We start from the raw sequence: 21421 nt of genomic DNA, 5'->3' as shown, positions 1-21421 counted from the left end.
TAGGAGCTGCCGAAGGCTGCGATCTTTTGCTTTTAGCCCCAAACAGCATTAGTTTTGACGACTTGTTACAGCATCAGCCGAGGTGTGCGATGGAGCTTCAAACATGGCTGGCATTTTTTGCCGCCTGCTGGGTGATCAGCCTGTCCCCGGGCGCGGGCGCCATCGCGTCGATGTCCAGCGGTCTGCAATACGGGTTCTGGCGCGGCTACTGGAACGCACTGGGCCTGCAGATCGGTCTGGCGGTGCAGATCGCGATTGTCGGCGCGGGTGTTGGCGCTGTGCTCACCGCTTCGGCCACAGCATTCCATGCGATCAAATGGTTCGGTGTCGCCTATCTGGTTTACCTGGCGATCAAGCAATGGCGGGCGCTGCCCATGGACATGAGCGATGACGCCGCAGTGCGGCCGATCGGCAAGCCGCTGGCTTTGGTGTTTCGCGGCTTTCTGGTGAACATCAGCAACCCCAAGGCGTTGGTGTTCATGCTCGCGGTGTTGCCGCAGTTCATCAATCCCCATGCACCGCTGCTGATTCAGTATGTGGTGATCGGCGTGACCATGGTTTTCGTCGATCTGATTGTCATGGCCGGCTACACCGGACTGGCGTCGAAGGTGCTGCGCCTGTTGCGCACGCCCAAGCAGCAGAAGCGCATGAACCGCACCTTTGCCGGATTGTTCATTGGCGCGGCGGCGTTCATGGCGACGTTGCGCAAAGCGGCGGCGTAAACCGTCCGGGCAGAAAAAAGGCGACCTCATGAGGTCGCCTTTTTCATTTCTACCGAGACATCGGGGCAAGCGAGCTTTTGTGGCGAGGGGATTTATCCCCGTTGGACTGCGCAGCAGTCCCAATCGTCTTGAATCAATAGCGAGGGCCGCTTCGCGACCCAACGGGGATAAATCCCCTCGCCACAGAGCCCTTCGCCACAAAAGTCCTCAGATCGGCTCAGCGTAAAATCACCGGCGCCGTATCACGCGGCAGATTATTGCGCTGCGGCGCTTCACGCGGCTGCTCATAACCGTCACCGCCACCGAGTTGCATGCTCAGTTGCCCGGCCACGTCTTCGCCCAAGGCCTTCGACACCTCACGCACCACCCGCGGACGGTTCAGCGAGATCTTGATGTCGCGATGGTTCACCAGTTTGGTGTCCTGCGCTTCGCCCATCGCAGTGAAGGCCGAGGTGATCTCGTAGGTCTTGGTGTTGATCAGGCTGAAATCCGCCACCAGCGTCAGGCCCAGCACTGCCGAGTAGCTGTCGGTGTGCGCCAGCTCGTTGATGTCCTGGGTGAAATCGATGTCGGACACGGTGCCGAACAGCACGTAGTCGGCGCCTTTGAAGTTGCCGGCCTTGATGCGCTTGATCACGTCATACACGTCGCCTTTGGATGAGGCGGTATACGGCGTGCCCTGCACCAGCTGGAACATGCCGGTACGCAGGATTTCACCCTTGATGTCGCCGGTGAATTTGCGCAACTCACCCTGTTCGATATAGCTGGTGGTCGCTTCGATCTCGTTGTAGCTCGAAGAACCGCTGGCGCTGTAGTAACTCTCGCGGTGATTGCTCTGCGCCGAAACGATGTGGATGTATTGCTCCACGCGCTCCTGATACGCCAGATCCGTCACCGCCACTTTCGGGGCCGCCTGCGCGCTGAACGCGCAAGCCAGGGCCATCATGCCAATCCATGTGCGCATCGATCAACGCTCCGTGGTTTTGCGGATCTCTTTTTCGTCCATCCACTCGGCCAGACCGCTTTCGACGTCGATCAACTGCAGGCTGAATTTGTAGAAGACGTCCTTGTAGTCGCTGCTGCGCTTGACGATCGAGCTGATCGAGCCTTCGATGCGGTACTTGGCGGCAACCATGTTGCCGGTCTTGGCCACGGTGCTTTTCTTGTACAGACCGCTCTGGTTTTGCAGCTTGAGCTGGTCAACCTGGCTCTGCATTGCATTGTTGTCGCTGGCAAAGCGCGCGACACCGGTCTTCATCAGCTGGGTCTTGATGCTGGTGGTGATTTCGCGGGTGTCGATGTACTCGCTGGTCTTGTTCTTCACATCGTAGACCTGAACCACCGGACGGCCCTGCAGAATGCCGGACTGGGCCAGCGAGCGGGTCATCGACTCGGCGATCATTTGCAGGTCGGTCGAACCGAATTCGTTGGTCACGGTTTCAACAGCCTTGGTGTCGCCGTAGCTGATGTTCTTGCTGCCCAGGGTCGGCGAGGTGTTGGCGCAACCGGAGGCGAGCAGGGCGATGACGGCGATGCAGGAAAAGCGTGCAAACATGAGAAAGCTCTCTCAATCAGAAATAGGGTGGCGGGCTTAAGGCGTCTTGATTTCCAGACGGAAATCCACGGCTTTCGGGGTCGGGGCGATGGCCTGAATGAAGCTGGTCTGGGCGCCGTACATCATCTGGCTTTTCCACACTTCTTCTTCGGCAACCGGGAAACCTTCGGCGCCGAGCCAGGCGAAGCGGTAGTAGAAAATCTTGTTGCTGTTAAGGGTGTTGCTCAACTGCACGTTGACGGTCATGAAGCCGTTTTCACGAGCCACGCGCATGGCGCCGACGACGATGTGTTTCTGCGGGCCCATGGCCACGACTTTGCTCGCGGCGCTGCCCGGCTCAGGTGGTGGCGGGGTGGCGCAGCCTGCCAGCAAGGCGAGGGCGGCGACGGCGATGATCTTCAAGCGCATTGCAAAGACTCCGTTCTTAAGGTTGTTTGAGGCTGGCGACGTTGGTCGCGGCAGCGCTCGGCATTACGTGAGCAGCGATGCCGCCAGCGAATACCTGGTTGCCCACAGCACGCAGGCTGATCACTTGGTAACGCTGGTCGACGGTGACCTTGACCACCGAGCCGCCGACGGCGCTCGGCAGGGTAACCTGATGCTCACCTTTTTTCAGGCGCAGACGCACCACTTGGGTGTTGTCCGGCAGGGTGCGCCATGTACGGGTATCGGCACCTTCGAGCACTGCTGAAGAAATACCCACAGCGAGACCGGCCAGCGGATTGGTTTCGTTGATCTGCTTCTGCGCCACGCCTTTGGTGATCGCGCGCACGGTGGTGCGCACGATGATCCCCGGCATGTCATCACGCAGAGCGCGGCGGGACATGGCGGTGGTGCTGTTCAGTGCGGTCAGGTGGACCTGCTTGCCGTCGACGCCGATCTGCGCAAAAGGCGCGGTGGAGGTGTCCGGTTTGATGATCGGGAACGACAACGGGGTGATCACCACGTTGTTGGAAATCGGCAGCGGCAGCGGTACGCGAATCGAGTCACGGGCCGGGGCCAGACCGCTCTGCACGACGATGAGAATGTCGCTGTCATCGGATTTGGAAGGCTTGTCGAGATTGACCAGCGCCTGCTCGAGCAGCGGCGTGTTCGGGCGCAATTCGGCAGCCTTGCGATAACCCGGCGCGGCCAGATCCTTCTCGCCCAGGGCTTCGTAAACGAAACCGGCCAGGTAATGGCTGAACGCACTCTGGTAGCTGTTTTTCAGGCCGACCACTTCCGGCGCGTCGAGGCTGGCCACCGGATAACCCTGCAGATCCTTGTACTGGGTCTTGATGCCTTCTTTTTCGGCCTGTTCTTCGCTCTTGAGGTATTCCTTGTCGCGCAGGTCAGCGATCACCGCTTCTCGTTCGTGGGTCTTTTTGATCGCAGTGCGGGCGCCATCGAAATCGTTGACCGACAACAGGTTCAAGGCCATCTGCGTGGTCAGCATGACTTTCTCGTAGTCATAGCCTTCGTAGCGACGCACCTTGTCGTTGACGATGAAGCTGCCGAACTGTGCCAGGTACTTGGCCGAATCGAGCTTGACCGCGTCTTCCCACTGACCGACCACCTGATCGGCGCTGCCCCAGGCGTTCTGGCTGCCTGACAGGTCGCCCTTGGCGCGCAGCAGTTCGCCTTTCTCGAAGTAATAGAGCAGGTCTTTGTCGGTACCGGTGTTGTTCTTTTCCAGCAGGGTCAGCGCCGCGTCGACGTTGCCGGATGCCAGTTGCTGATTGGTCTGGGCCAGTTCGGAATCGTAGTTGCGAAACGCTGCGCAGCCGGACAACAGCGTGACGGCGCTGAGCGCGAGCAGCATGGGAGCGCGGAATGCCATGGGTACTTCTTCCCTGAGTAAAAAACTTGCAGCCGCGTGTGCTGGTCGGGCTGGTGTGACCTATCGACGGCGGCGCTGGCCTCCTGCCAATTCCTCATGCGTGAGGAGCTTTTGATGCCGGCTCGCTGGGCGAGGGCGCGGCATTATAAACGTGGGGTGATGGCTATGTAATAGCTTTTTGGGTGCATTTCTAGATGTTGTGCCATCACTTCTCCGCAGAAGCGGGTTTATCCAACGCGGGTTTTTGATTCGGTACAAAGGCTGATCCGACGGTATAGACCTGATCCCGGAATACCCGCAGGTGCAGAATCTGGCGGTCCTGGTCGACGCGCATTTCAAAAGGGTGGTCGATGGACGCAGGCGCAAAACGGAAGGTATGCAGGCCTTTTTTCAAGCGCAGGCGGGCGACCAGCGTCTTGTCCGGCAACGCTCGCCATGTGCGGTTGTCGGCTTCTTCGAACGGATCATGCTGAGTGACGATCAACGAGGCTTTCGCCGGGTTGCGCTCGTTTTCCTGCGCTTGACCGATGGCGGCCATGTTGGCACGGAACATCGCCCGCGAGATGATTTGCGGCATGTCGTCGCGCAGTGTGCGCATGGACATATCGGTCACGCTATTGATCACTACCAACGGCTGTTTGCGACCGTCTACGGTGATATGGCTGAAGTTGGGCGTGACCGCGTCCGGCACCATCACCGGGAATGAAATGGGCGCGATGATGACCAGCGTTTCGTTCAGACGAACCGGGATCGGCACTTGCACTGAGCTGCGAGCCGGGGCCAGGCCACTCTGGATAATCAGCAACACATCGCTTTCATCGGCTTTCGCTGGCGGTTTGTCGAGATTGCGCAGGGCCTTTTGCAGCAAGGGCATATCCGGCCGCAGTTCGATCGCCTGACGATAACCGGCCGCCGCGAGGGCGCGTTCGCCGAGGGCTTCATAGGTGAATCCGGCCAGATAGTGGCTGAACGCACTCTGATAGCCGTTTTTCAGCTCAACGACCTGCGGCGCATCAAGCAAGGCGACCGGGTAGCCTTCCAGTTCCTTGTAATGGAGAACTTTGCCTTGAACTTTTGCCTGTTCCTCGGCCGCTTCGTATTGCTTTTCACGCTGGCGGGCGATCAATGCTTCGCGTTCGTGGGTTTTCCTGATGTCTGCGCGGGCGCCGGCAAAGTCATTGACGGATAGCTGGTTCAAGGCCATTTGCGTAGTCAACATGACCTTTTCGTAATCGTAGCCTTCATAGCGCCGCAGCTTGTCGTTGACCAGCATCGTGCCCATTTCATCACCGAAACGGGCCAGTAATTTCATCGCGCCGGACGGGTTGGCTTCCTCGCGCTGGAAGATCATGCGGTCGGCATTGCGCCAGGCGTCCTGGCTGTCGGGCAGGGCACTGCCAGCGCTGAGGATCGCGCCTTTTTCCAGGTAATACAGCAGATCCTTGTCTTCCCACGGGTTGTTCATTTCCACCAGTGCCAGAGCCCCGGTCAGATTGCCCCGGGTCATTTGCTCGGTGGTCTGCTGCATTTCAAGATCGTAGTTGCGATAGGCGGCACAACCGCTCAACTGAACAGCGACGCAAAGCAGCAAAACGAACGGAAGACTCCGCATTGAGGTTGATTCCTTGCGCGCAAATGCTCTGGGGCGGGCAGTATAAAGTGGATGGTGGCAAATGGCTGCGATCTTGATCGAGCGTCAATCGGCAGCGGGCAGTGCGGCAATACTCGGCGACAAACGCTGCTGCCGTCTGCCGGGTATTTCCTGCCAATCAAAGCGAAACGCCGACAAAGCTTGAGAGAAATGTCTTCGAAGTGAACAATATGTAACTTCGCATTTCCATTTGAGATTCGTTCATGACTGCCTCGTCCCGATTGCTGGCCTGGCTGCTGTTCCCGTTATTGTCCCTGAGCAGCCTGCCGCTGCTGGCCGATACCGTGGAAGGCGCGCCGCAAGCGTTGCACCTGCTCGATTACATCAGTGCCGATTACCCGCCAACGGTCGCGGCAGGCAAAGTCATCGACGATGGCGAATACCGCGAGCAGCTGGAATTCACTCAGGTTCTGCAAGGCTTGATCACTGCATTACCGGCCAAACCGGAAAAAGCCGCGCTGGAACAGGGCGTGGAGTCTTTGCACGCCGCCATCACTGCGAAGCAGGACGGTGCTGATGTCGCCCGTCAGGCCCGACAGCTGGGGGCGAAACTGGCGGTGGCTTATGAAGTCAGCCAGGCACCGATCATCACTCCGGACCCGACACGCGGTGCGCCGCTGTATGCGCAAAATTGCTCGGTGTGCCACGGCGACACTGGTGCTGGCGACGGCCCGGCCGGTGTCGGTCTGACCCCTGCGCCAGCCAACCTGCGCGACGCTGCGCGGATGGATCACCTGAGTCTGTACGCGATCTACAGCACCCTCGGCCAGGGCGTCGAAGGCACCGACATGCCGGCGTTCGCCGATCAGCTCGATGATCGCCAGCGCTGGGATCTGGCCACCTACATCGCCGGCTTCAGCGCCGATGCGGCGGCCGCCAAGTCCGACAAGGTCTACAACATCGCCGACCTGGCCCGCCAGACCCCGGCCGAGGTGCAGGCTGCCGAGGGCGCAGAGGTCGCGGCGACGTTCCGTGCCCAGCGCGCGCAACCGCCGCAGGTCAAGCGCGGTCCGGCGCAGTTGCTCGATTACACCGCCGCCACGCTGGACAAAAGCCTCGCGGCCTACCGCGCCGGTGAACACGATCAGGCCTATGACCTGTCGGTGGCGGCGTATCTGGAAGGCTTCGAACTGGTCGAAAGCTCGCTGGATAACGTCGATGCCAACGTGCGCAAGGACACCGAAAAATCGCTGATGGCGTATCGGCAGTCATTGCAGGATGGTCTGCCGGTCGAGCAGGCCGAACAGCGTCTGGACGCGGCCAAAGCCAAACTCAAGGAATCCGCCGGCCTGCTGGGCAGCGATGGTCTGAGCTGGTCGCTGAGCTTCATCTCCGGCCTGCTGATTCTGCTGCGCGAAGGCCTGGAAGCGATTCTGGTGCTGGCGGCGATCCTCGCCTTCCTGCGCAATACCGGTCAGCAATCGGCAGTACGCAGTGTCAACGTTGGCTGGGGTCTGGCACTGCTGGCAGGTCTGGGTACCTGGGCACTGGCGGCGTACGTCATCGACGTCAGCGGTTCGCAGCGTGAGTTGCTGGAAGGCGCCACCGCGCTGTTTGCCAGCGTCATGGTGTTGTGGCTCGGCGTGTGGATGCATGACCGCCGTCATGCGGCGGCCTGGCAGGATTACATCAAAAGCAGTCTGGTCGGCGGCGGTGGACGTTTCGGCTTTGCGATCCTGGCGTTCTTCTCGGTCTATCGCGAGTTGTTTGAAGTGATCCTGTTCTACGAAACCCTGTGGCTGCAGGCCGGTCCAGCCGGGCACAACGCCGTGCTGGCCGGCGGCGCGACGGCGCTGGTGCTGCTGGTCGGCCTGGCCTGGGTGATTCTGCGCGGCTCGGCGAAACTGCCGCTGACGCTGTTCTTCAGCATCAACGCCGCGCTGTTGTGCGCGCTGTCGGTGGTGTTTGCCGGGCATGGCGTGAAGGCCTTGCAGGAAGCCGGGATCTTCGGCACACGGCCGGTCGCGTTCTTTGAATTCGACTGGCTGGGGATCCATGCCGATGCCTATTCGCTGACCGCGCAGGTGGTGGCGATTGTGGCGATTGCTGTGCTGTATGGGCGCAGTTGGGTGGCGGAGAAGCGTCGGGTTTCGGCTGCATAAAGGCATTCGCTGCGCTCATATTCGCGAGCAGGCTCGCTCCCACAGGTTCGGTCTGTATCCTTTGGGAGCGAGCCTGCTCGCGAATTTTTTGGAGGCAAGAACATGCGTGTATGGATCGATGCCGACGCCTGTCCACGGGCGGCGAAGGATCTTGTAGTGAAATTCGCCCTCAAGCGCCAGTTCGAAGTGGTGCTGGTAGCCGGGCAGCCGCAGACCAAGCCGGGGCTGGCCATCGTCAAACTGATCGTGGTGCCGAGCGGGCCGGATGCGGCGGATGACTATCTGGTTGAGCACGCCGTGCCGGGCGAGCTGGTGATCTGCAGCGATATTCCGCTGGCCGATCGGCTGGTCAAGAAGGGCGTGGCGGCACTGGATCCGCGCGGCAAGGAGTTCGATGCGCAGAACATGGGCGAGCGGCTGGCGGTGCGGAATCTGTTCACCGATCTCAGGGAGCAGGGCCAGATGAGCGGCGGCCCGGCGCCGTTTGGCGAGCGCGAGAAGCAGGCGTTTGCCAATGCGCTGGATCGGATTCTCACCCGGCTCACCCGCAAGCCCTGAAAAGATCGCAGCCTGCGGCAGCTCCTACAGGGGCGGTGTATGCCGCAATATCACGGCGCGACACGAAACCTTTAGGAGCTGCCGAAGGCTGCGATCTTTTGATTTCAAGCGTCGTTTTCGTGGGTCAGTTCGAGCACGCGGTCGACCAGTTTGTTGATCCCCGAAGCCGCTTCACTGATGGTCTGCGCCAGCATGTAAGCCGGGGTGGTGACCAGTTTGCGCGCCTTGTCTTCGACGATTTCCGTCACGGCGCACTCTTCGTGGGTGGCGCCCATTTTGTTCATGGCCGCAGCGGTGTCGGCGTCGTTGCCGATGGTGCAGGTCACGCCCGGGCCATAGATTTTCGCCGCCAGTGCCGGTGAGATGCAGATCAGCCCGACCGGTTTGCCCGCTTCGGCAAATGCTTCGGCCAAGGCCAGCACTTCAGGTTGCACGGTGCAGCCGGCGCCTTCGATCGCGAAGTTCGACAGGTTCTTTGCCGCGCCGAAACCGCCGGGCACGATCAGTGCGTCGAAATCCTCGACATCGGCGTCGCGGATATCCTTGACGTTGCCCCGGGCAATCCGCGCCGATTCCACCAGTACGTTGCGCGATTCCGGCATTTCTTCGCCGGTCAGGTGGTTGATCACATGCAATTGCGCGATGTTTGGCGCGAAGCACTGCACCTGTGCGCCGCGCTGGTCGAGGCGCAGCAGGGTGATGACACTTTCCTGGATTTCGGCGCCGTCGTACACGCCACTGCCGGACAGGATCACTGCAACTTTTTTGCTCATGGGCTTCTCTCCAGATTCATGGCGCTCAATGTCCCTTAAATCGTCGCGCGTGGCCATAGGGGCATGGCTGACGCGCGCGGGAACAGAGCGCTCTCTCAATGGATCGCAACGGCGGCGGGGTGTTCATTATTTGCCTGGAATGCGCGTGGCAGCCGCCAGCGAATGGCTTATTCGGCTGGCGTTTTCGGTCCGGCAGGAGGGGTCGCTTCGGCCTGACGCAACTGCTCGGCCTCGGCGGCCTTGGCGAGCTGCTCGTCCTGATAGATTTTCTTTGCCAGTTGCGCATTCTTGAAGCGGCGCCGCAGCCACAGGCCCAGCCCGAGGATCAGCAAGGCGCCGAGCACCCACAGTTCGTACTTCTTGATGCTGCCGAGCATGCCTTCCAGCACTGCGCCGAAGTGGTAAGCCGCCGCAGCCAGGGCGGTGGCCCAGATCGCCGCGCCGATGCCGTTGAGCAGCAAGTAACGTCCCGGTGGATAACCGGACAGGCCGATCGCCACCGGCATCACCGTGCGCAGGCCATAAACGAAGCGGAAGCTCAGGACCCAGATGTCCGGATGTTTGCGGATGTGCTCCAGCGCACGGTCGCCCATCATCTGCCAGCGCGGTTTGCGCGCAAGCAATTTGCGCCCGTGCTTGCGCCCCAGGAAGTACCACAGCTGATCACCGGCATAACTGCCGAAGAACGCCACGACCACCACCAGGTTGATGTCCATGTATCCACGGAACGCAAGGAAGCCTGCGAGCACCAGAATGGTTTCGCCTTCGAAGAACGTGCCGAGAAACAAGGCAAAGTAGCCAAAGTCGTGCAGAAATTGTTGGAGCATTGTCTGGGTGCTGGCGAAATGAACGCGCAGCCTAACCCTTCGGGCACATTCATGAAAGTGTCCAAATGTGTCTCGACGTGAACATTTCCTACATCGACAATGGATTGCGGCTACCTGTCACAGAGCACACATAACTGTCATCTGTTAGTCATAATGGCCGTCTATAACTGTCACGCTCGCCCGTTTGCCCGGGCTCAGGAGTCTGCCGTGAGCTTTACCCCCGCCAATCGTCTGTTCCCAGCCACTCGTCTGCGCCGCAATCGTCGTGATGATTTTTCGCGGCGCCTGGTGCGTGAAAACGTATTGACGGTCGATGATCTGATTCTGCCGGTGTTCGTGCTCGACGGTGAAAACCGCCGCGAAGCCGTGGCCTCGATGCCGGGCGTCGAGCGACTGAGCATTGATCTGCTGCTTGAAGAAGCGGCGAAATGGGTCGAGCTGGGCATTCCGGCGCTGGCTCTGTTCCCGGTCACCCCGCCTGGGCTGAAATCCCTCGATGCCGCCGAAGCCTGGAATCCCGAAGGCATCGCCCAGCGCGCCACTCGCGCCCTGCGCGAGCGTTTCCCGGAGCTGGGCGTGATCACTGACGTCGCGCTGGACCCGTTCACCACCCACGGTCAGGACGGCATTCTCGATGAAGACGGCTACGTGCAGAACGACATCACTGTCGATGCGCTGGTGCGTCAGGCGTTGTCCCACGCCGAAGCCGGCGCGCAGGTGGTGGCGCCATCGGACATGATGGACGGCCGCATCCAGGCGATTCGTGAGGCGCTGGAAATTGCCGGCCACGTCAACGTGCGCATCATGGCCTACTCGGCCAAGTATGCCAGCGCCTACTACGGGCCTTTCCGCGATGCCGTGGGTTCGGCGTCGAACCTCGGCAAGGCGAACAAGGCTTCTTATCAGATGGACCCGGCCAACAGTGACGAGGCGCTGCACGAAGTCGGTGCCGACTTGTCCGAAGGTGCGGACATGGTCATGGTCAAACCGGGCATGCCCTACCTGGACATTCTTTTTCGCGTCAAAGATGCCTTCAAGGTGCCGACCTTCGTCTATCAGGTCAGTGGCGAATACGCCATGCACATGGCCGCTATCCAGAATGGCTGGTTGAGCGAAGCGGTGATCCTCGAGTCACTGACCGCCTTTAAACGTGCCGGTGCAGATGGCATCCTGACTTACTTTGCCGTTCGTGCCGCTCAATTGTTACGAGAGCAGAAATAGCCCTCCCAGGAACATTCCATGAATACCGAAGGACTCACTGAAGTTGCCGTAAAAGAAGCTCAGCCGGTGGTCGAGCAAATCACCGAAACCCCGCCGGAACTGGAGCCTGCGCCACCCGCGCCGGTTGCCGAAACCGCTGTGGCGGTGCCGGCGATCACCATTCCCGGCCTGGATGACAGCAGCCTGTACATCCACCGCGAGCTTTCGCAATTGCAGTTCAACATCCGCGTGCTGGAACAGGCGCTGGACGAGTCCTACCCGTTGCTGGAGCGGCTGAAGTTCCTGCTGATCTTCTCCAGCAACCTCGACGAATTCTTCGAGATCCGGGTCGCCGGGCTGAAAAAGCAGATCACTTTTGCCCGCGAACAGGCCGGCGCTGACGGCTTGCAGCCGCATCAGGCGCTGGCGCGGATCAGCGAACTGGTTCACGGTCACGTTGACCGCCAGTACGCGATCCTCAACGACATCCTCCTGCCCGAGCTGGAAAAGCATCAGGTGCGCTTCATCCGTCGGCGCAACTGGACAACCAAGCTCAAGACTTGGGTACGCCGCTATTTCCGCGACGAGATCGCGCCGATCATCACCCCGATCGGCCTCGACCCGACGCACCCGTTTCCGCTGCTGGTGAACAAGAGCCTGAACTTCATCGTCGAGCTCGAAGGTATCGACGCCTTCGGTCGCGACTCCGGTCTGGCGATCATTCCGGCCCCGCGTCTGCTGCCCCGGATCATCAAGGTCCCGGAAGAAGTCGGCGGTGCCGGCGACAACTATGTGTTCCTGTCGTCGATGATCCACGCCCACGCCGATGACCTGTTCCAGGGCATGAAGGTCAAAGGCTGCTACCAGTTCCGTCTGACCCGAAACGCCGACCTGGCGCTCGACTCCGAAGACGTCGAAGACCTGGCCCGCGCCCTGCGTGGCGAGTTGTTCTCGCGGCGCTACGGTGACGCGGTGCGTCTGGAAGTTGCCGACACCTGCCCGAAACACCTCTCGGACTACCTGCTCAAGCAGTTCAACCTGAGCGAGACCGAGCTGTATCAGGTCAACGGCCCGGTCAACCTGACGCGTCTGTTCAGCATCACTGGCCTCGATAGTCATCCAGAGCTGCAATACACGCCGTTCACCCCGCAGATCCCGAAACTGCTGCAGAACAGCGAAAACATCTTCAGTGTGGTCAGCAAGCAGGACATCCTCCTGCTGCACCCGTTCGAGTCGTTCACGCCGGTGGTCGACCTGCTGCGTCAGGCCGCGAAAGACCCGCACGTGCTCGCGGTTCGCCAGACCCTGTACCGCTCCGGCGCCAACTCGGAGATCGTCGATGCGCTGGTCGACGCCGCGCGTAACGGCAAGGAAGTCACGGCGGTGATCGAGCTGCGCGCGCGCTTTGACGAGGAATCCAACCTGCAACTGGCCAGCCGTCTGCAAGCGGCCGGTGCGGTGGTGATCTACGGCGTGGTCGGCTTCAAGACCCACGCCAAGATGATGCTGATCCTGCGCCGTGAGGCTGGCGAGATCGTCCGTTATGCGCATCTCGGTACCGGCAACTACCACGCCGGTAACGCCAAGCTTTACACCGACTACAGCCTGCTGACCTCCGACGACGCCTTGTGCGAGGACGTCGGCAAACTGTTCAGCCAGTTGATCGGCATGGGCAAGACGCTGCGCATGAAAAAGTTGCTGCATGCGCCGTTCACCCTGAAGAAGGGCATGCTCGACATGATTGCCCGCGAAACCCAGTTTGCCCTCGAAGGCAAACCGGCGCACATCATCGCCAAGTTCAACTCGCTGACCGATCCGAAGATCATCCGCGCGCTGTACAAGGCCAGCCAGTCCGGCGTGCGCATCGATCTGGTGGTGCGCGGCATGTGCTGCCTGCGTCCGGGCATTGCCGGGGTCTCGCACAACATTCATGTGCGCTCGATCATTGGCCGCTTCCTTGAGCACACGCGGGTGTTCTACTTCCTCAACGGCGGCGACGAGCAGATGTTCCTCTCCAGCGCCGACTGGATGGAGCGCAACCTCGACAAGCGCGTCGAGACCTGCTTCCCGGTGGAAGGCAAGAAACTGCTGACTCGGGTCAAGAAGGAGCTGGAGCTGTACCTGACCGACAACACCCACAGCTGGAGCCTGCAGTCGGACGGCCGCTACATCCGCAACACACCCACTGGCAACCAGAACCCGCGCAGTGCCCAGGCGACGTTGCTGGAGCGGCTGGGCAGCCCGATATTGCCTGTCAGCAGTTAAGTGCCGAAGGTCAAAAGCCCCTAGCCCTAACCCTCTCCCGGAGGGAGAGGGGACTGACCGAGGTGTCTTGCGTCATACACTGACCTGAAATACCTGATCGAACTCTGGCCTCAACGCTAGTACAAATCGGCTCCCTCTCCCTCGGGAGAGGGCTGGGGTGAGGGGAGAGCTACACCGCTGCTCTCAAGCCAAACCCAATAAAAAGGCGATCCTAACGGATCGCCTTTTTTGTGCCAGCCAGTTACTCAGTGCACCGTGAGAACAATTCCAACCCGCGTCAGCCAATCCGCTTCCAGGCCGAAATCCGCCTGGGTCAGCTGATTTTCATCCAGCCAGTTCTCCGGGAATTCCACATCGAGATGATCGCCATTGGCATGCAGCGCCACCTGTGGCATCGCCTGGGTCCCGCGAATGTGATGGAACAGAATCGCAAACCGCAGCAGCACGCACAGGCGAATCAGTTTGATGCCGTCATCGCCGAATTCGGCGAACTTGTCCTTGGGGATATTGCGCCGGTGGCCACGCACCAATAGCGCGAGCATCTGCTGATCCTCGCGAGAGAAGCCTGCCAGATCGGAGTGCTCGATCAGGTAGGCGCCGTGCTTGTGGTAATGATAGTGCGCGATGTCGAGGCCGACTTCGTGCACTTTCGCCGCCCAGCCGAGCAGTTCGCGCCAGATGCCGTCATCCAGTTCCCAGTCCACGGCGACCTGATCGAAGGCGTGCAGGGCCTTGCGCTCGACCCGCGCTGCCTGTTCCAGGTCGACGTGATAGCGCTCCATCAGCGAGGTCAGGGTGCGTTCGCGCACGTCTTCATGGTGATGACGGCCGAGCAGGTCGTAGAGCACGCCTTCGCGCAGCGCGCCTTCGCAGTGATCCATGCGTTGCAGTTCGAGGGCGTCGAAGATCGCTTCGAGAATTGCCAGGCCCGCCGGGAAGATCGCCCGACGGTCAGGCTTGATGCCTTCGAAATCGATCTTGTCGGCGTCGCCGAGCTTGAACAGCTTGCGCTTGAGCCACGCCAGGCCTTCGGCGTTGACCTCACCGCTGCCATGGCCGCCGGCCTTCAAGGCCAGGCCGATGGCGCGGATGGTGCCCGAGGAGCCGATGGCTTCATCCCAGGTCAGGCGATGCAGGGCGTGCTCGATGCTCATGATCTCCAGGCGCGCCGCCGTGTAGGCCTGGGCGTAGCGGGCCGGGGTGATCTTGCCGTCCTTGAAATAACGCTGAGTGAAACTCACGCAGCCCATTTGCAGGCTTTCGCGCAATAAAGGCTCGAAGCGCTGGCCGATGATGAATTCGGTGCTGCCGCCGCCGATGTCGGCGACCAAACGTTTGCCTGGGGTGTCAGCGAGCGTGTGCGAAACGCCGAGATAGATCAGGCGCGCTTCTTCACGGCCGGAAATGACTTCTACCGTGTGGCCGAGGATTTCCTCGGCGCGGCGGATGAACTCGCCACGGTTGCGCGCTTCACGCAGGGCGTTGGTGCCGACGATGCGCACGGCGCCGAGCGGCATACCGTTGATCAGTTGGGCAAAGCGCTTGAGGCAATCGAGGCCGCGCTGCATCGATTCTTCGTTGAGCTGGCGCGCGTCGTCGATGCCGGCGGCCAGTTGCACCTTCTCGCCGAGGCGCTCGAGGATGCGGATTTCGCCGTTCTGGGCCTTGGCCACGACCATGTGAAAGCTGTTGGAGCCCAGGTCGATTGCGGCGATCAGGGACAGATTCTTGGCTTGGGATTGCGGCATGGTCAGGGGGTCTCGGTCGATAACCCCGACATCGTGCCACGATCAAACGCTGGCGCCAACGCGCATGGCTCAAACCGTTGATTCAGCGCAGAAAGTCTGGGGATCGCGACGCGGCCATTCGCGAGCAGGCTCGCTCCCACAGGTGAACGCATTCCCATGTGGGAGCGAGCCTGCTCGCGAAGAGGGCATCACTGCCTCAGAAAATCTTCAGGCTGTCGCCTCCACCGTGCCAATAAAGTTCGCCAGCTCCGCCGTCTGCGGATTGGCAAACAACACCTTTGGATCGCCCACCTCATGCACCTTGCCATGGTGCATGAACACCAGTTTGTCGCCCACCTCTCGGGCAAAGCGCATCTCGTGGGTGACCATGATCAGCGTCATGCCTTCCTTGGCCAATTGCCGCACCACGCTGAGCACTTCATTGACCAGCTCAGGGTCCAGCGCCGAGGTGATTTCATCGCACAGCAGCACCTTCGGCGACATCGCCAAAGCCCGGGCGATCGCCACCCGTTGCTGCTGACCACCGGACAAACGGTCCGGGAAGGCATCGAATTTCTCCCCGAGCCCGACTCGCTCGAGCATTTCGCGCGCCAGTTCGGCTGCCTTGGCCTTGGGTACTTTCTGCACCACTTGCGGCGCGAGCATGACGTTTTCGCCGACGGTCAGGTGCGGGAACAGGTTGAACTGCTGGAAGACCATGCCGACCTTCTGTCGCAGGCTGCGCAGATCAGCGCGGGCGGCGTCGAGGTATTCGCCGTCGACTTCGATCACGCCGTCGTTGATCGACTCCAGGCCGTTGAGTGTGCGCAACAGGGTCGATTTGCCCGAGCCGCTGCGGCCGATGATCGCCACGACCTGGCCTTCCTCGACGCTGAGATCGATGCCTTTGAGTACGTGGTGATCGCCGTAGTATTTATGCAGGGCGGAAATTCTAAGCAGAGGCATGCAGTCTCCTTTCCAGGTAGCGCGCACTGAGGGACAAGGGGTAGCAGAGCAGGAAGTAGCCGAGGGCGACGAGGCCGTAGACCATGAACGGTTCGAACGTGGCATTGGCGAGCATGCCGCCGGTCTTGGTCAGTTCGGTGAAGCCGATGATCGAGGTCACCGCTGTGCCTTTGACCACTTGCACCGAGAAGCCCACGGTCGGCGCCACGGCGATGCGCAGCGCTTGCGGCAGGATCACGTAGCGCAACTGCTCAAGCGGATTGAGCGCCAGGCTCGACGAGGCTTCCCACTGACCGTGGGGAATGGCCTCGACGCAGCCGCGCCAGATCTCCGCCAGATAGGCGCTGGTGAACAAGGTCAAAGCGATCGCGGCGGCCATCCACGGTGAAATCTCGATGCCGGCCAGCGCCACGCCGAAGAACACCAGAAACAGTTGCATCAACAGGGGCGTGCCCTGAAACAGCTCGATCCAGGTGCGGGCGATGCTGCTTGATAGCGTGTTCTTGGAAATGCGCATCACCAGAATCAGCAGGCCGACGAGGCCGCCGCCAATGAACGCCACCAGTGACAGCGCCAGGGTCCATTGCAGGCCGGTGAGCAGGTTGCGCAGGATGTCCCAGAAAGTGAAATCGCTCATTGGCTGCTCCTCGCAATGAACCGGCGGCCGAACCAGTTGAGCAACTGGCGGATCAGCAGCGCCATGCACAGATAGATCAGGGTGGTCAGCGCATAGGTTTCAAAGGCGCGGAAGTTGCGTGACTGAATGAAGTTGGCGGCGAAGCTCAATTCTTCCGTGGCGATCTGCGAACACACCGCCGAACCGAGCATGACGATGATGATCTGGCTGCTCAGCGCCGGCCAGACCTTGCCCAGCGCCGGCAGCAGGACGACGTGGCGGAACGCTTCGAAGCGCGTCATCGCCAATGCCGCAGCCGCTTCCAGCTGCCCGCGCGGAATCGCCTGGATGCCGGCGCGGATGATCTCGGTCGAATAGGCGCCAAGGTTGATCACCATCGCCAGCACTGCCGCCTGCCACTCGGAAATCTGCACGCCGAGCGACGGCAGGCCGAAGAAGATGAAGAACAGTTGCACCAGAAACGGCGTGTTGCGGATCAACTCGACGTAGACGCCGAAGATCGCTGAGAACGGGCGGATCTGCCACGCCCGCACCAGCGCCCCGACAATGCCCACGCCGACCCCGAGCAGCGCGCCGATGGCGGTCAGCTCAAGGGTGAACAGTGCGCCGCGCAGCAGCAGGTCGGTGTTTTCCACCACCGGCATAAAATCGAACTGATAAGCCATGAAGGTCTCCCGCGCAGTCGATCAGAGATCGGCCGGCAGCGGCTCTTTCAGCCAGGTCTGCGAGTTCTTTTCCAGCGCGCCGTCAGCCTTGGCGGTGTTGAGGATGTCGTTGACCTTGGCCAGCAACGCCGCTTCGTTCTTGTTCACGCCCACGTAGACCGGGGAATCCTTGAGCTTCACCTTCAGCGCCGGCACGCGCTTGGGGTTCTTCTCGCTGATGGCCACCATCACTACGTTGCCGCTGGCGATCAGATCGACCTGGCCTGCCAGATAAGCAGCGATGGTCGAGTTGTTGTCTTCGAAACGTTTGATGGTCACGCCTTCGGGGGCGACTTTGCTCAGCTCGATGTCTTCGATGGCGCCCCGGGTGACGCTGATGGTCTTGCCCTTGAGGTCGTCGAGGCTGGTGATCGCGGCGTCTGGCGGACCGAACACGGCGAGGTAGAACGGCGCATAGGCGCGGGAGAAGTCGATGACTTTCTCACGCTCGGCGTTTTTGCCGAGGCTGGAGATCACCAGATCGACTTTGCCGGTGGTGAGGAACGGGATGCGGTTGGTGCTGTTGACCGGGGTCAGTTCGAGTTTGACCTTGAGTTGGTCAGCGAGCAGCTTCGCCGTGTCGATATCCAGGCCGCGCGGCTTCATGTCCGGGCCGACCGAGCCGAACGGCGGGAAGTCCTGGGGCACGGCGACTTTCAGCGTGCCGCGTTTGACCACGTCGTCCAGACCGTCGGCGTGAGCGGGGGCCTGGCACAGCAGCAGGCCGGCAAACAGGGAAGCGAGGAGGGCGCTGTAACGCTGGGTCATGGACAATCTCCGGATCGGCGGGAAGTGGTTGCTGCGATCGGACAGAGCATGGGCCGTGCCAACAGGCGGATTTCGCCCCGGCAGGCCGCGGCATCAGCGGCTTGGTTCGGTCTTACTGGTCTGAACAGTCAACTCGGTTTTCGCACTGCGATGGCGCATCGGCAGTGCGCGCCGAACCCCGCTGGGGCACGACTTGCCGGACTCGACGAATAGCTTTACAACTAGCCGCACCTTGGCCCTGACGCGTCCGCACATCATGAATTCGATCTCCCGCGCCGTACCCGAAGTGGCGCTGCAAGCGATCCGCAAACTGATCACCGAACAGGGCTTCGGTGCCGGCGACGCGTTGCCTTCGCAACGGGATCTGGCGCTGCAACTGGGCGTCAGTCGAGCATCGTTGCGTGAAGCGCTGTCGTCGCTCAGTGCACTGGGCGTGGTCAGCATTCAGCCGGGCAAGGGCGTGTTCGTGCAGTCGCCGGTCGAATTGTCGCGCGGCGACAACGCGCCAGGCTGGTCGTTTGCGGCGCAGGCATCGCCGCTGGATATCTTTCAATTGCGCTATGCGCTCGAAGGGTTTGCAGCAGGTTTGGCGGCAGTGACGTTGAGCACGTTCGATCTGGATGCGCTGGAAGACAACGTTGCGGCCATGCGCGAGCAATTGAAGCTCGGCGACTTTGAGGCAGCGGCGAAACTCGACTTCGAATTTCACCGGCGCATCCTTCTCGCCAGCGGCAATCAGGCGATGCTGAGCATCCTCACCGCCAGCGCCGAGATCTTTCTCGAGAGCCAGAAACTGCCGTTCATCCGCGCCGAGCGCGCCATGGAAACCTGGCAGGAACACCGCAAGATCCTCCGCGCACTGGCGCGCCGCGCCTCGGCGGCGGCGCAGAAAGCCATGCAGGAACACGTGCGCAACGCCGCCCTGCGCACCGGAATCGCCTTCATCGCTCCCGCCACGGCGTGACTTGAGCTATACCCAAACTCATCAAGGGCCATAGCAACACTCAATCATCTGCGGCTTCCTGAACAAGGGAAGGGCGGCTATGATGGGCCACGTTTTTTTGCTTACAACCTGGAGAACTCCATGAGCAGCGATCTGATCAAACACGTTAGCGACGCTAGCTTCGAAGCCGACGTACTCAAGGCCGAAGGCGCTGTCCTGGTCGACTACTGGGCTGAATGGTGCGGCCCTTGCAAAATGATCGCACCGGTTCTGGACGAGATTGCCGAGACTTACAAAGGCAAGCTGACCGTCGCCAAACTGAACATCGACGAAAACCAGGAAACCCCGGCCAAGCATGGCGTGCGTGGTATCCCGACGCTGATGCTGTTCAAGAACGGCAACGTTGAAGCGACCAAGGTCGGCGCACTGTCGAAGTCGCAGCTGGCGGCTTTCCTCGACGCCAACATCTGAGCGTCGCAGTAAAACGCTGAAAAAAAGCCCCGCAAATCGCGGGGCTTTTTGCGTATTCAGGGCTAGACGCTCCGAAACTCAGGTGGTACATTCGGCCCCGCACTGGTTTCTCCAATGCCCCCTGCTAGCCGTCGCCGACGCACTCCTTTTCGAATTAGTTCGCGATCCTGTCGCCTTCTCCGCGGCGCGGCCTCATTAAGCCAAAAGCTTAATTTCCCCCCTCCATAAATGATTACGTCATTCCTATATGAATCTGACTGAACTCAAGCAAAAGCCGATTACCGAACTGCTCGAATTGGCCGAACAGATGGGCATAGAAAATATGGCCCGTTCGCGCAAGCAGGACGTGATTTTCTCCCTGCTCAAAAAGCACGCGAAAAGCGGCGAGGAAATCTCCGGTGATGGCGTGCTGGAGATTCTCCAGGACGGCTTCGGCTTCCTGCGCTCCGCAGACGCTTCCTACCTCGCCGGCCCTGACGACATCTACGTCTCGCCGAGCCAGATCCGCCGCTTCAACTTGCGCACCGGTGACACCATCGTTGGCAAGATCCGCCCTCCGAAGGAAGGCGAGCGGTATTTCGCCCTGCTCAAGGTCGACACGATCAACTTCGATCGTCCGGAGAACGCGAAAAACAAGATTCTCTTCGAGAACCTGACGCCGCTGTTCCCGACCGTGCGTATGAAGATGGAAGCCGGCAACGGTTCCACCGAAGACTTGACCGGTCGCGTGATCGACCTGTGTGCACCGATCGGCAAAGGCCAGCGTGGTCTGATCGTCGCACCGCCGAAAGCCGGTAAAACGATCATGCTGCAGAACATCGCAGCGAACATCGCCCGTAACAATCCTGAAGTTCACCTGATCGTGCTGTTGATCGACGAGCGTCCGGAAGAAGTGACCGAAATGCAGCGCACCGTGCGCGGCGAAGTGGTTGCCTCGACCTTCGACGAGCCGCCGACCCGTCACGTGCAGGTTGCTGAAATGGTGATCGAGAAGGCCAAGCGCCTGGTCGAGCACAAGAAAGACGTGGTGATCCTGCTCGACTCCATCACCCGTCTGGCCCGTGCCTACAACACCGTGATCCCGAGCTCCGGCAAGGTATTGACCGGTGGTGTCGATGCCCACGCCCTCGAGAAGCCGAAGCGTTTCTTCGGTGCCGCGCGTAACATCGAAGAAGGCGGCTCGCTGACCATTATCGCCACCGCGCTGGTTGAAACCGGCTCGAAGATGGACGAAGTGATCTACGAAGAGTTCAAGGGCACCGGCAACATGGAGCTGCCTCTGGATCGCAAGATCGCCGAGAAGCGTGTGTTCCCGGCCATCAACATCAACCGCTCCGGCACCCGCCGCGAAGAGTTGCTGACCGCCGACGACGAACTGCAGCGCATGTGGATTCTGCGCAAGCTGCTGCACCCGATGGACGAAGTCGCCGCCATCGAGTTCCTGGTCGACAAGCTGAAGACGACCAAGACCAACGACGAGTTCTTCTTGTCGATGAAACGCAAGTAATACGCTGGCGTTTCAACAAAGGACGCTCCCGCGAGGGGGCGTTTTTTTTGCCCCGAAAAATCTCGCGGCCATCACGGATATCTGTTGATGGGCCGATATTGCGGCGTCGGCAGCGCACTCCCGAGTTCGAGGCCTGCGCCTTCGCCGCAGCGCGGGGGCCACAATCGAGCAATGACGGGCTGCTGTTTGCTCCTCAGAGCAGGTAGGATGTACGCCTATTTTGAGG

At 60.7% G+C, this 21421-nt stretch carries 20 protein-coding genes; 8 read left to right on the top strand and 12 right to left on the bottom strand.

The window, feature by feature from the left end; translation table 11 throughout:
- Positions 1-89: 89 nt before the first annotated feature.
- Positions 90-722, top strand: coding sequence for a homoserine/homoserine lactone efflux protein (gene rhtB, locus AB4N73_RS20630; protein WP_024014759.1), 633 nt, complete (start codon positions 90-92; stop codon positions 720-722).
- A 217-nt stretch (positions 723-939) separates the two neighbouring features.
- Here the strand turns inward: rhtB and AB4N73_RS20625 are convergent, their stop codons facing one another.
- The 5 genes from AB4N73_RS20625 to AB4N73_RS20605 form a co-directional block, all read right to left on the bottom strand.
- Positions 940-1686, bottom strand: a complete 747-nt coding sequence (locus AB4N73_RS20625; protein ID WP_016772609.1) for a hypothetical protein — start codon at positions 1684-1686, stop codon at positions 940-942.
- 3 nt (positions 1687-1689) lie between these two features.
- Entirely contained in the window at positions 1690-2277 is a 588-nt protein-coding gene (lpoB, locus tag AB4N73_RS20620; RefSeq protein ID WP_016772610.1) for a penicillin-binding protein activator LpoB, read from the bottom strand.
- A gap of 36 nt (positions 2278-2313) precedes the next feature.
- The gene (locus AB4N73_RS20615; RefSeq protein ID WP_016772611.1) at positions 2314-2685 is read right to left on the bottom strand and encodes a YcfL family protein; all 372 of its coding nucleotides are present in this window, start codon (positions 2683-2685) and stop codon (positions 2314-2316) included.
- 16 nt (positions 2686-2701) lie between these two features.
- Positions 2702-4096, bottom strand: a complete 1395-nt coding sequence (locus tag AB4N73_RS20610; RefSeq protein WP_460142486.1) for a COG3014 family protein — start codon at positions 4094-4096, stop codon at positions 2702-2704.
- Between the two features lie 205 nt (positions 4097-4301).
- Positions 4302-5708 (bottom strand): COG3014 family protein, encoded by a 1407-nt coding sequence (locus AB4N73_RS20605; RefSeq protein WP_460142485.1) that lies wholly within the window; start codon positions 5706-5708, stop codon positions 4302-4304.
- A 242-nt stretch (positions 5709-5950) separates the two neighbouring features.
- Here AB4N73_RS20605 and AB4N73_RS20600 point away from each other — a divergent pair, with 242 nt between their 5' ends.
- Positions 5951-7849 carry an FTR1 family protein gene (locus AB4N73_RS20600; protein ID WP_095181268.1) on the top strand — a complete coding sequence of 633 codons (1899 nt, stop codon included), beginning with the start codon at positions 5951-5953 and terminating at the stop codon, positions 7847-7849.
- A 102-nt stretch (positions 7850-7951) separates the two neighbouring features.
- Entirely contained in the window at positions 7952-8407 is a 456-nt protein-coding gene (locus AB4N73_RS20595) for a YaiI/YqxD family protein (RefSeq protein WP_041476910.1), read from the top strand.
- Positions 8408-8511: 104 nt separating this feature from the next.
- Here AB4N73_RS20595 and elbB read toward each other — a convergent pair whose 3' ends face one another.
- Together elbB and AB4N73_RS20585 are read right to left on the bottom strand one after the other, a co-directional pair.
- On the bottom strand, positions 8512-9180 hold the full coding sequence (elbB, locus tag AB4N73_RS20590; RefSeq protein ID WP_016772616.1) for an isoprenoid biosynthesis glyoxalase ElbB: 669 nt from the start codon (positions 9178-9180) through the stop codon (positions 8512-8514).
- A 167-nt stretch (positions 9181-9347) separates the two neighbouring features.
- Positions 9348-10007 (bottom strand): DedA family protein, encoded by a 660-nt coding sequence (locus AB4N73_RS20585; protein ID WP_056791681.1) that lies wholly within the window; start codon positions 10005-10007, stop codon positions 9348-9350.
- 207 nt (positions 10008-10214) lie between these two features.
- Here AB4N73_RS20585 and hemB point away from each other — a divergent pair, with 207 nt between their 5' ends.
- Both hemB and ppk1 read left to right on the top strand, forming a co-directional pair.
- Positions 10215-11228 carry a porphobilinogen synthase gene (hemB, locus tag AB4N73_RS20580; RefSeq protein ID WP_460142484.1) on the top strand — a complete coding sequence of 338 codons (1014 nt, stop codon included), beginning with the start codon at positions 10215-10217 and terminating at the stop codon, positions 11226-11228.
- Positions 11229-11246: 18 nt separating this feature from the next.
- Positions 11247-13472, top strand: a complete 2226-nt coding sequence (ppk1, locus tag AB4N73_RS20575) for a polyphosphate kinase 1 (protein WP_095181271.1) — start codon at positions 11247-11249, stop codon at positions 13470-13472.
- A 245-nt stretch (positions 13473-13717) separates the two neighbouring features.
- Here ppk1 and ppx read toward each other — a convergent pair whose 3' ends face one another.
- The 5 genes from ppx to AB4N73_RS20550 all read right to left on the bottom strand — a co-directional run bounded on the left by ppx (position 13718) and on the right by AB4N73_RS20550 (position 18274).
- Positions 13718-15220, bottom strand: coding sequence for an exopolyphosphatase (gene ppx / locus AB4N73_RS20570; RefSeq protein ID WP_041476907.1), 1503 nt, complete (start codon positions 15218-15220; stop codon positions 13718-13720).
- A 207-nt stretch (positions 15221-15427) separates the two neighbouring features.
- Positions 15428-16165, bottom strand: a complete 738-nt coding sequence (locus AB4N73_RS20565) for an amino acid ABC transporter ATP-binding protein (protein ID WP_007911148.1) — start codon at positions 16163-16165, stop codon at positions 15428-15430.
- Positions 16152-16802, bottom strand: coding sequence for an amino acid ABC transporter permease (locus tag AB4N73_RS20560; RefSeq protein ID WP_122705602.1), 651 nt, complete (start codon positions 16800-16802; stop codon positions 16152-16154). Before AB4N73_RS20560 ends, AB4N73_RS20565 begins: the two co-directional genes overlap by 14 nt.
- Positions 16799-17467, bottom strand: coding sequence for an amino acid ABC transporter permease (locus AB4N73_RS20555; RefSeq protein ID WP_024014752.1), 669 nt, complete (start codon positions 17465-17467; stop codon positions 16799-16801). Before AB4N73_RS20555 ends, AB4N73_RS20560 begins: the two co-directional genes overlap by 4 nt.
- Positions 17468-17488: 21 nt before the next feature.
- Entirely contained in the window at positions 17489-18274 is a 786-nt protein-coding gene (locus tag AB4N73_RS20550) for a transporter substrate-binding domain-containing protein (RefSeq protein WP_016772623.1), read from the bottom strand.
- A gap of 256 nt (positions 18275-18530) precedes the next feature.
- Between AB4N73_RS20550 and AB4N73_RS20545 the strand changes: the two genes are divergently transcribed.
- From AB4N73_RS20545 to rho, 3 genes are all read left to right on the top strand, one after another.
- Positions 18531-19238: a FadR/GntR family transcriptional regulator gene (locus tag AB4N73_RS20545; RefSeq protein WP_056791723.1), complete on the top strand. Its 708-nt coding sequence runs from the start codon at positions 18531-18533 to the stop codon at positions 19236-19238.
- 120 nt (positions 19239-19358) lie between these two features.
- Positions 19359-19688, top strand: a complete 330-nt coding sequence (trxA, locus tag AB4N73_RS20540) for a thioredoxin TrxA (protein ID WP_003206727.1) — start codon at positions 19359-19361, stop codon at positions 19686-19688.
- A gap of 247 nt (positions 19689-19935) precedes the next feature.
- Entirely contained in the window at positions 19936-21195 is a 1260-nt protein-coding gene (rho, locus tag AB4N73_RS20535) for a transcription termination factor Rho (protein ID WP_003229334.1), read from the top strand.
- Positions 21196-21421: the final 226 nt, after the last annotated feature.

Source organism: Pseudomonas sp. S3_B08, from assembly GCF_054667725.1.
Note: the sequence above shows the minus strand (reverse complement) of the source record. Positions and strands in the feature narration are given on the sequence as shown.

What these genes read in the sequence shown, in the direction of transcription:
- AB4N73_RS20610 (WP_460142486.1), bottom strand. Translation starts at nt 4,096, where the DNA reads ATGGCATTCCGCGCTCCCATGCTGCTCGCGCTCAGCGCCGTCACGCTG.
- AB4N73_RS20545 (WP_056791723.1), top strand. Translation starts at nt 18,531, where the DNA reads ATGAATTCGATCTCCCGCGCCGTACCCGAAGTGGCGCTGCAAGCGATC.
- lpoB (WP_016772610.1), bottom strand. Translation starts at nt 2,277, where the DNA reads ATGTTTGCACGCTTTTCCTGCATCGCCGTCATCGCCCTGCTCGCCTCC.
- AB4N73_RS20600 (WP_095181268.1), top strand. Translation starts at nt 5,951, where the DNA reads ATGACTGCCTCGTCCCGATTGCTGGCCTGGCTGCTGTTCCCGTTATTG.
- ppx (WP_041476907.1), bottom strand. Translation starts at nt 15,220, where the DNA reads ATGCCGCAATCCCAAGCCAAGAATCTGTCCCTGATCGCCGCAATCGAC.
- rhtB (WP_024014759.1), top strand. Translation starts at nt 90, where the DNA reads ATGGAGCTTCAAACATGGCTGGCATTTTTTGCCGCCTGCTGGGTGATC.
- trxA (WP_003206727.1), top strand. Translation starts at nt 19,359, where the DNA reads ATGAGCAGCGATCTGATCAAACACGTTAGCGACGCTAGCTTCGAAGCC.
- AB4N73_RS20585 (WP_056791681.1), bottom strand. Translation starts at nt 10,007, where the DNA reads ATGCTCCAACAATTTCTGCACGACTTTGGCTACTTTGCCTTGTTTCTC.
- AB4N73_RS20625 (WP_016772609.1), bottom strand. Translation starts at nt 1,686, where the DNA reads ATGCGCACATGGATTGGCATGATGGCCCTGGCTTGCGCGTTCAGCGCG.
- AB4N73_RS20615 (WP_016772611.1), bottom strand. Translation starts at nt 2,685, where the DNA reads ATGCGCTTGAAGATCATCGCCGTCGCCGCCCTCGCCTTGCTGGCAGGC.
- AB4N73_RS20595 (WP_041476910.1), top strand. Translation starts at nt 7,952, where the DNA reads ATGCGTGTATGGATCGATGCCGACGCCTGTCCACGGGCGGCGAAGGAT.
- AB4N73_RS20605 (WP_460142485.1), bottom strand. Translation starts at nt 5,708, where the DNA reads ATGCGGAGTCTTCCGTTCGTTTTGCTGCTTTGCGTCGCTGTTCAGTTG.
- elbB (WP_016772616.1), bottom strand. Translation starts at nt 9,180, where the DNA reads ATGAGCAAAAAAGTTGCAGTGATCCTGTCCGGCAGTGGCGTGTACGAC.
- ppk1 (WP_095181271.1), top strand. Translation starts at nt 11,247, where the DNA reads ATGAATACCGAAGGACTCACTGAAGTTGCCGTAAAAGAAGCTCAGCCG.
- rho (WP_003229334.1), top strand. Translation starts at nt 19,936, where the DNA reads ATGAATCTGACTGAACTCAAGCAAAAGCCGATTACCGAACTGCTCGAA.
- AB4N73_RS20560 (WP_122705602.1), bottom strand. Translation starts at nt 16,802, where the DNA reads ATGAGCGATTTCACTTTCTGGGACATCCTGCGCAACCTGCTCACCGGC.
- AB4N73_RS20565 (WP_007911148.1), bottom strand. Translation starts at nt 16,165, where the DNA reads ATGCCTCTGCTTAGAATTTCCGCCCTGCATAAATACTACGGCGATCAC.
- AB4N73_RS20550 (WP_016772623.1), bottom strand. Translation starts at nt 18,274, where the DNA reads ATGACCCAGCGTTACAGCGCCCTCCTCGCTTCCCTGTTTGCCGGCCTG.
- AB4N73_RS20555 (WP_024014752.1), bottom strand. Translation starts at nt 17,467, where the DNA reads ATGGCTTATCAGTTCGATTTTATGCCGGTGGTGGAAAACACCGACCTG.